The 7,907-nt window shown below is 69.0% G+C and carries 6 protein-coding genes and 1 pseudogene; 4 read left to right on the plus strand and 3 right to left on the minus strand.

The window, feature by feature from the left end; genetic code table 11:
• Positions 1-256: 256 nt before the first annotated feature.
• The gene (locus F9C41_RS19610) at positions 257-541 is read left to right on the plus strand and encodes a hypothetical protein (protein WP_155388264.1); all 285 of its coding nucleotides are present in this window, start codon (positions 257-259) and stop codon (positions 539-541) included.
• 58 nt (positions 542-599) lie between these two features.
• Here the strand turns inward: F9C41_RS19610 and F9C41_RS19615 are convergent, their stop codons facing one another.
• The 3 genes from F9C41_RS19615 to F9C41_RS19625 form a co-directional block, all read right to left on the minus strand.
• Positions 600-1,307: a polysaccharide deacetylase family protein gene (locus F9C41_RS19615; RefSeq protein WP_155388265.1), complete on the minus strand. Its 708-nt coding sequence runs from the start codon at positions 1,305-1,307 to the stop codon at positions 600-602.
• A 591-nt stretch (positions 1,308-1,898) separates the two neighbouring features.
• Complete coding sequence (locus tag F9C41_RS19620) at positions 1,899-3,086, minus strand: endo-1,4-beta-xylanase (RefSeq protein ID WP_155388266.1); 1,188 nt, start codon at positions 3,084-3,086, stop codon at positions 1,899-1,901.
• A 316-nt stretch (positions 3,087-3,402) separates the two neighbouring features.
• Entirely contained in the window at positions 3,403-5,028 is a 1,626-nt protein-coding gene (locus F9C41_RS19625) for a glycoside hydrolase family 43 protein (RefSeq protein WP_155388267.1), read from the minus strand.
• A 271-nt stretch (positions 5,029-5,299) separates the two neighbouring features.
• Here F9C41_RS19625 and F9C41_RS19630 point away from each other — a divergent pair, with 271 nt between their 5' ends.
• From F9C41_RS19630 to F9C41_RS19640, 3 genes and pseudogenes are all read left to right on the plus strand, one after another.
• Positions 5,300-6,592 (plus strand): extracellular solute-binding protein, encoded by a 1,293-nt coding sequence (locus F9C41_RS19630; RefSeq protein ID WP_155388268.1) that lies wholly within the window; start codon positions 5,300-5,302, stop codon positions 6,590-6,592.
• 58 nt (positions 6,593-6,650) lie between these two features.
• On the plus strand, positions 6,651-7,655 hold the full coding sequence (locus F9C41_RS19635) for a carbohydrate ABC transporter permease (protein ID WP_155388269.1): 1,005 nt from the start codon (positions 6,651-6,653) through the stop codon (positions 7,653-7,655).
• Positions 7,652-7,907: pseudogene (locus F9C41_RS19640) on the plus strand (carbohydrate ABC transporter permease); the annotation flags it as partial. The gene F9C41_RS19635 and the pseudogene F9C41_RS19640, both read left to right, overlap by 4 nt.

Below are 7,907 nucleotides of genomic sequence, written 5' to 3' on the forward strand. Positions count from 1 at the left end.
GCGACCTCCCGTGTCCGCCGTCGACCTGATTCTAGGCGTACCGATGTGGACGGTCAGCCCGCGCCGGCCACCGGACCGGCCCGCACCGGGGAACCGCCGCGATCGCGGGACGCGCTTGCTGACCAGGCCGAACGCCGGCAAGCGGGTGCGGGCGCGGCAGCGGCCCGCGGCAGGTTCCCGTTAGCGTCGGCGTGCCGCGGCGTGGCTCGCCACGGCAGCCACCAGGCAGGTTCATGAGTGGAAGGCGTCGGTGACCATGCGCACTCTGAGTCCGAAGGACCTCGACCGGTTGGTCCGTTCGCACCGCAACCTGAAGATCTCCGTCTGGGTCGTCTTGGTGGTGATGGTCGGGGTGCTGGTCCTGCTCATCGCCAACAACCTGATGCTCTCACCCGGGTGCGGGGCGGCGGTCGGCGTGGGTATCGGCGCGCTGCTGCTCATACCGCAGAGACAACTGCTGTCCGAACTCGGGCTCAGCAGGCAGGAGGCCAAGCAGATCCTGCAGGACGAGCGGAAACGGCGCCGGGCCGCGGCCGGCTGAACCCGGGGGACGGGGCCCTCGCGGCGAACGAGGGCCCCGGCAACGCCGCTGGGACCGCTCAGCAGCCGGTCTCGGGCAGCGTGAAGCGCCATTGTCGGGATTTCAGGATCGGGATGACGCGGTCGACGGCGTCGACGGTCTGGCTGCGGTCGCCGCCGCCGTCGTGCATGAGCACGACCGCCCCCGGCGTGATGCCCTCCTCCAGGCGGCGGACCAGCTCGTCGGCGCCGGGGGTCTCCCAGTCGGCGATGGCCAGCCGCCAGCCCAGCGGCTGCATGCCCAGCGAGGCGGCCACGGCCGGGGTCTGACCCCAGGCGCCGAACGGGGCGCGGAAGTACGGGATGCGGGCGTGCGGCAGGGCGCGGCGGATGGCGGCGCTGGTCTCCCGCAGATCCGCGGCGATCTGCTCGGGCGTCCAGGTGCTCATGTCGTCGTGGTGCATGCTGTGGTTGCACAGCGTGTGCCCGGCGGCAGCGATCCTGCGCACCACGTCGGGGTGCTGCTCGACCTGGTCGCCCTGCAGGCAGAACACGGCTTTGACGTGGTGGCGGCGCAGCACGCCGAGCAGCCGCAGGGTGTCGGCGGGGTTGGGGCCGTCGTCGAAGGTGAAGCTGACGACGTTGCCGTCGCCGCGGGCGGTGTCGATGATGGCGGTGCTCACTCCGGGTCGGGCCTGGGCGGTGCCGGCGGTGCCGAGGGCCAGCGCGAGGGCGCTGAGGGCGACGGTCAGCCGCAGCACGCGGCGGCTGTTCGCTGACGAGAACATACAGGCGTGCCTTCCAGATCGGGCGGTGGGGGAAACTGTTCTACGGTCAGGTAGAAACGTTTCTGGGCATCGCGAATCTCATTCTCGGCGGGCCGTTTTCGTAGCGTCAACCACTTCCGGAAAACTATCGGCGACCATGGCTTGGCAGCGGTGGGCAGCAGCCGTGGCCCCCTGCGGTGGGGGCGGCCGATGTGAGGGCAGTCCGGCCACGACGGTGACTCCGATACTTTCCGAAAGTCATTGACGACCATCGGTGTCACCGAAAATACTGCGGATGCTGTGGCCAGTGTGTCGGCCGTTTGCCGCTGTCCCGGCGCGATGGAGGAGACGCCGTGACCGGCGGTGGCGACCGCACGGGGTTGCGCCGGAGTGTCTCCGGACGCGACCGGGGCGGCAGGCCGGCGGCGTGGTCGCGGGCCGGGCCGTTCCGAGGGGCCCGGTAATGCCGGGCGGTGCGAGAACACGACGGCGGCGGACGGTGTAGGGCCGCCCGCCTGCGTCGCACCGCTCGGCTCCACCCGCCGCCGACGAAGCGGGGCCCGAACGGCCTGGAAACCCAGGCCGCCGGACCCCACGGGCGGTGCGGCGCCGCTACCTGCGCGGCTTCTGCGCGATGCGCGGCAGCACGTACGGCGGGCCGGTGTAGATCAGGTCCGCCTTCATCAGGTTGTACGCCCGCTTGGGCTGGTAGTTCTCGTCGTAGATGTTGGCCAGGCCCTCGTTGCCGAACCAGTTCGGCACCCACGAGTACTTGTCGGTGAAGCCCCAGACGGTGAACGACAGGCAGTGCCGGTCGGCCAGGCAGGCCTGCAGCAGCACGCTGTAGTTCGCCGCCGACGCCTGCAGCCGCGGGTTGATCTCGTTGGAGTCGCCGTTGCGCACCGCTTCGGTCATCTGACTGCGCACGTCGACCTCGGTGAACGCGGTCGCCAGCCCGAGGCCGGCGAACTTCTTCAACGCCGCGGCCACCTGCAGGGTGTCGTAGTTGCCGTACTGCGTGCCCAGGTGGCCCTGGCTGCCCACGCCGTCGATCGGCACCCGCTGCGCCAGCAGGTCCTTGGCCATGTTGTACACGAACTGGGTCTTGTCGTTGGCCGGGTCACCGGAGCCGAAGGCCTCGATGTTGTAGTCGTTGTAGAACAGCAGCGCCTTCGGGTCGGCGGCGCGCGCCCAGCGGAACGCGTCGGCGATGTAGTCCGGCCCCAGGTGCTGCGCCCAGAAACCCTTGTAGTGCAGGGCCGGCGGGTTGTCCCACGGGTCGCTGACGGCCTCGTTGACCACGTCCCACTGCCAGATCTTGCCCTTGAAGTGCTTCACCACGTTGGTGATGTGGTTGCGCAGGATGTCACGCAACTGCGCGGTGCTGATGGAGCCGTCGCTCACGCCGGTGGTGAGCCAGCCGGGCAGCTGGTTCTGCCACACCAGCACGTGCCCGCGCACCCGCTGGTTGTTCTGCTTGGCGAAGGCGATCAGCTCGTCGGCCGGGCCCCAGTTGTAGGTGCCGCGGGTGGGCTCCAGGCTCTCCCACTTCATCACGTTCTCCGCGGTCACCGTCGAGAACTGCGAGGCGACGAGCTCGCGGTAGCGCGGGTCCGCGGCGTCGTTCAGGGCCGCCATGTCGACCGCGGTGCCGATGTACAGGTCGTGGCGCAGCCCGAGGTTGCGCAGGCTCTGGTCGGCGGGGTTGTACGGACTGCCGGCCGAGGCCGGCAGGGTGTTGAGCGCGCCGACGGTCGCGATGGCGACGGCGCCGGTGGCGATCCAGCGTCTGAATTTCATGGGCGTTCCTTCCGTGGTGGGCGGTCGACGGGGTCGACGGAAGTGGCACGGGAGTTTGCGTTGGTGCGGATGACGCCGTGCGCGGCGAGCGCGGGCCGTGGCTGAGCCAGGCCCGAACGCGGTGCGGCGGTAGTTGCGGCTCATGTTCCGTTACTAGGCCGAAACATTACGATGGCCATTCGGGACCGTCAACCATCAGAACTTCCGGAAATACCTTGGTGCAGCGTTGATTGCGCTTCCTCTGTCACCGAAAGTTTCGCAGAGCGAATCGAGGCCGGACGGTCGTGCCGTCCGGCCTCGATTCGCTCTGCGGGGCTCAGTGCTCGAGGTAGGTGGCGTGGTCGTAGTCGGCGTGCACGCCGTCGTTGCCGAGGTCCTGCACCCACAGGCCGAGGAACGCGCCGGTGAAGCCCCACGCGGCCGGCTCGCCGTCGATGATCAGAGCGGCATGCTCGTCGGACAGGATCGTCGCGTCCAGCTCGACGGGCAGCTGCCGCCAGCCGTCGCCGAGGTCGTAGGAGAACCGCACCGCGGGCCCGTCGAACTCCGCACGCAGGCCGACCCGGCCTGCCGCGCTGACGTCCACGGTGAGGTCCGGGTACACCGTGCGCCGGCCGCTGTCGGAGCTGAGCAGTTCCAGCACTGCCCTGCCGTCGTCGGCCCGGGTCAGATAGAGGTAGTACCAGTTCAGGGTGTTGTAGTAAGCGGTGATCCCGGCGAGGTGCCGGTGGTCGGCGGGGTCGAACTCGACGACGGTCTCCAGCGAGCAGTGGGTCGCGCCGACGCGGCGGGCGACCAGGCTGGGGGTCTGCTTGCCGACCGGCGACTGCCCCCCGCGGATGCGCAGGTGCGAGGGCCGGGAGCGCAGGTCGATCCAGTCGGGCCCGGCCGGGCGGCGCAGGGTCGACCACGAGGTGGACAGCTGGGGCGCGTCGAAGTGGTCGGTGGCGGGTTCGGCGGGCCAGGCGTGCACCGGCAGGCCGGGGGCGGCGATCTCGTCGGCGGGGATGCCACCGGGGATGCTGGGCCAGCCGCCGGGGGTCCAGTCGACTTTCTGGATGGCGGTTTCGCGGCCGAGGACGCAGTTGCCCAGGGGTGTGTAGGGGCGGCCGACGAGGTGGGCGAGGTACCAGTCGCCGTGCTGGGTCTGCACGAGGCTGCCGTGCCCGGCCTTCTGCAGCGCCAGGTCCGGTCGCCCGACCGAGGTCAGCAGCGGCCCGATCGGATCGACCTCGTACGGCCCGTGCAGGTTGCGCGACCGGGCGACGGTCACCTGGTGCTCCCAGCTGGTGCCGCCCTCGGCGGTGACCAGCCAGTACCAGCCGTCGTGGCGGTACAGGTGCGGGCCTTCGGTCAGGCCGACCTCGGTGCCGGTGAAGATGATCTGCGCGTTGCCGACGAGCTGTCGTTTGGCCCGGTCGTAGCGCTGGATCTCGATGCCGCCGAATCGGTCGCGGCCCGGACGCCAGTCCGCGCTCATCGCCAGCAGCCAACTGGTCCCGTCCTCGTCGTGGAACAGCGACGCGTCGAAGCCGTGCGAGTGCAGCACCACCGGGTCGGACCAGGGGCCGGTGATGTCGGGGGCGGTGATCAGGTAGTTCTGGGGGTCCCAGTAGCCGCTGGCGAAGCTGGCGACGTCGCTGTAGACGAGGTGGAACTGGCCGTCGTGCCAGGTGAGGTCGGGTGCCCAGATGCCGTTGGAGTCGCCGCAGCCGCGTAGGTCGAGCAGGCGGCGTTCGGTGACGATGCCGCCCAGCGGGCGCCAGTGGATCAGGTCGCGGGAGTGGTGCACGCGTACGCCGGGGTACCACTCGAAGGTCGAGGTGGCCAGGTAGTAGTCGTCTCCGACGCGCAGGATCGAGGGGTCCGGGTGGAACCCGGGCAGGACGGGGTTGCGGATCGACCGGGCGGCGGTGGCCACGTCTGCGATCTCGGTCGACATGTTCGGCTCCTTGTGTTCGGGGGTGGCACTGCGCCGTCTTCCGGCTTCGTTCCGATAACTCTCGGTCGGAACTTTCAGAAATCCCGCCCACCGTAACGGTTCAAGTCGAGATGCGACAGCCCCCTTGACCCCGTACGTACCCACGTCGTAACGTGCCCGCCATCACTTGAAAATACCGGCTGCGTACTGAAAGTTTCGGAGCCGCGTTTCCGCACTTCCCGCCGACCCGGTCGGCATCCGAGCACCTGGTAAGTCCTCGAAGGGATGGCACATGACAGCGCACCTCTCCCGCAGAACGCTGCTCGGCATCGCGGGCGCCGGCGCCGGCGCTTACCTGCTGAGCGCTTGTGGCAGCGACGAGCCGAGCACGCCCGACGGTCCGCAGACGATCAACTGGTGGCACATTCAGAACACCGAGCCGATGCTGCCGGTCTGGGCGGCGATCGCCAAGGAGTACGAGACCGCGCACACGAACGTGAAGGTCGTGATCCAGCCGCTGGAGAACGAGGCGTTCAAGGCCAAGCTGACCACCGCCACGCAGGCCGGCTCCCCGCCGGACCTGTTCCAGTCGTGGGGCGGCGGCGTGCTCAAGCAGCAGGTCGACGCCGGTCTGGTCAAGGACATCACGGCCGACGTGCAGCCGTGGATCGGCAGCCTGCTGCCGGCGTCGGTGCAGCCGTTCACGATCGACGGGAAGATCTACGGCGTCCCGTTCGACGTGGGCATGGTCGGTTTCTGGTACAACAAGGATCTTTTTGCCAAGGCGGGCATCACGGCGACGCCGACCAGCTGGGCCGAGCTGCTGACCACGGTGTCGACGATCAAGAGCAAGGGCATCGTGCCGATCGCTCTGGCCGGTAAGGAGAAGTGGCCGGGCCACTTCTACTGGGCGTACCTGGCTATGCGCATCGGTGGTCTGGGAGCGCTTCAGCAGGCGGCGAAGGACAACAACTTCGACACCCCGGACTTCATCGCCGCCGGCACGCGGTTGAAGGAGCTGGTGGATCTGCAGCCGTTCCAGAAGGGCTTCCTCGGCGCGGAGTACGGGTCGCCGGATGGTCAGGCCGCGACGATGGGCAACGGCGGGGCGGCGCTGGAGCTGATGGGGCAGTGGGCTCCGTCGGTGCAGGCCTCGAGCTCGACGAGCAAGAAGGGCCTGGGCGACAAGCTGGGCTACTTCGCGTTCCCGGCCGTCGAGGGCGGCAAGGGTTCGGTCGCGGAGGCGTTCGGTGGCGGCAACGGGTTCGTGCTGGGCAAGAACGCCCCGGCGTCGACGGTCGACTTCCTGAAGACGCTGCTGGACGTCGCGAACCAGCGCAAGTCGGCGGCGACGGGTGCGGTGCTGCCGACGGTCAAGGACGCCGCGGACGCGATCAAGGACCCGAACAGCAAGGTCGTCGCGGCCAGCCTGGCCAGCGCGACCGGGTTCCAGCTGTTCCTGGACCAGGCGTACCCGCCGGCGGTCGGTCAGCAGGTCAACGACAGTGTCGCCGAGCTGATCGCGGGCTCGAAGACGCCGGAGCAGATCGTCAAGGACATCACCAAGGTCGCGAAGAGCCAGTAGCCATGTTCCTTGACCAAGAACCCGTAGCCGCGTACGAGCACCGAGTGGAGCAGGCACGATGACGCCATCGACGATCACCGGCCAGCGCTCCGACGACGCGGCGACCGAGCTCTTGGCGGCGGATCCGGCGGCCACGCAGCAGCGTGGCCGCCGGGCCCGGCCCCGGCCGCGCCGCCGCCTCGGCACCATCGCCCTGTTCCTGGCCCCGGCGCTGGTGCTGTTCCTGCTGCTGGTCATCACCCCGATCGTGGTCGCGGGCTACGCCAGCATGTACAAGTGGAACGGCTTCGGCTTGCCGGAGAACTTCGTCGGGATCGACAACTTCACCCGCGCCTTCGAGGACCCGACGTTCCTGGGCGACCTGTGGCGGGCGTTCGTGCTCATCGGGCTGTCGCTGCTGATCCAGCTGCCCGTCTCGCTCGGCCTGGCCATGCTGCTCAACCAGAAGCTCAAGGGCCGCGGCGTCTACCGCGTCATCTTCTTCGCCCCGTACGTGCTGTCCGAGGTCACCACCGCCGTGCTGTTCACCCTCGTGTTCTCACCGAACCGGGGTCTGGGCGACACGCTGTCGAAGTGGCTCGGCGCCGACGCGGGCGCTATCTTCGCCGACCCGGACACGGTGCTGTTCGCCCTGTTCCTGGTGATCTCGTGGAAGTACTTCGGCTTCCACATGATCCTGTACCTGGCGGGCCGGCAGGGCATCCCGCAGGAGCTCACCGAGGCCGCGACCACTGACGGCGCGAGCGCCTGGCAGGTGTTCCGCCACGTGACGCTGCCGCTGCTCGGCCCCACCATCCGGATCAGCGTGTTCCTGTCGGTGATCGGCAGCATCCAGCTGTTCGACATGGTCTGGGTGCTCACCGGCGGCGGTCCCATCCACGCCTCGGAGACTATGGCCGTCACCATGTTCGACCGCGGCTTCCGCCGCTTCGAGGTCGGCTACGCCAGCGCGATCAGCATCATCATGTTCGTGCTGAGCTTCGTCTTCGCCCTGTTCTACCAGCGGTTCGTGCTGCGCCGCGACACCGAGGGCGCGATCACCAACAGGGGAGTCCAGCGATGACCACCTCGGATAACCCGGCAGTCCGGGCCCGGCGCGCCGTGCTGCACGTCGTCTCCATCGCGATCGGCTCGCTGATCGTGGTGCCGGTCGGGTTCGGCGTGCTCGGCGGCTTCAAGGACAACGGACAACTGTCCACCAACCCCCTGGGCTGGCCCGACCCCTGGCACCCCGAGAACTACACCGGCATCCTCGCCGACAGCGTCTTCTGGCGACAACTCGCCAACAGCACCATCATCGCCCTGGCCACCGTCG

The organism is Catellatospora paridis, from assembly GCF_009720365.1.
Classification (GTDB): domain Bacteria; phylum Actinomycetota; class Actinomycetes; order Mycobacteriales; family Micromonosporaceae; genus Catellatospora; species Catellatospora paridis.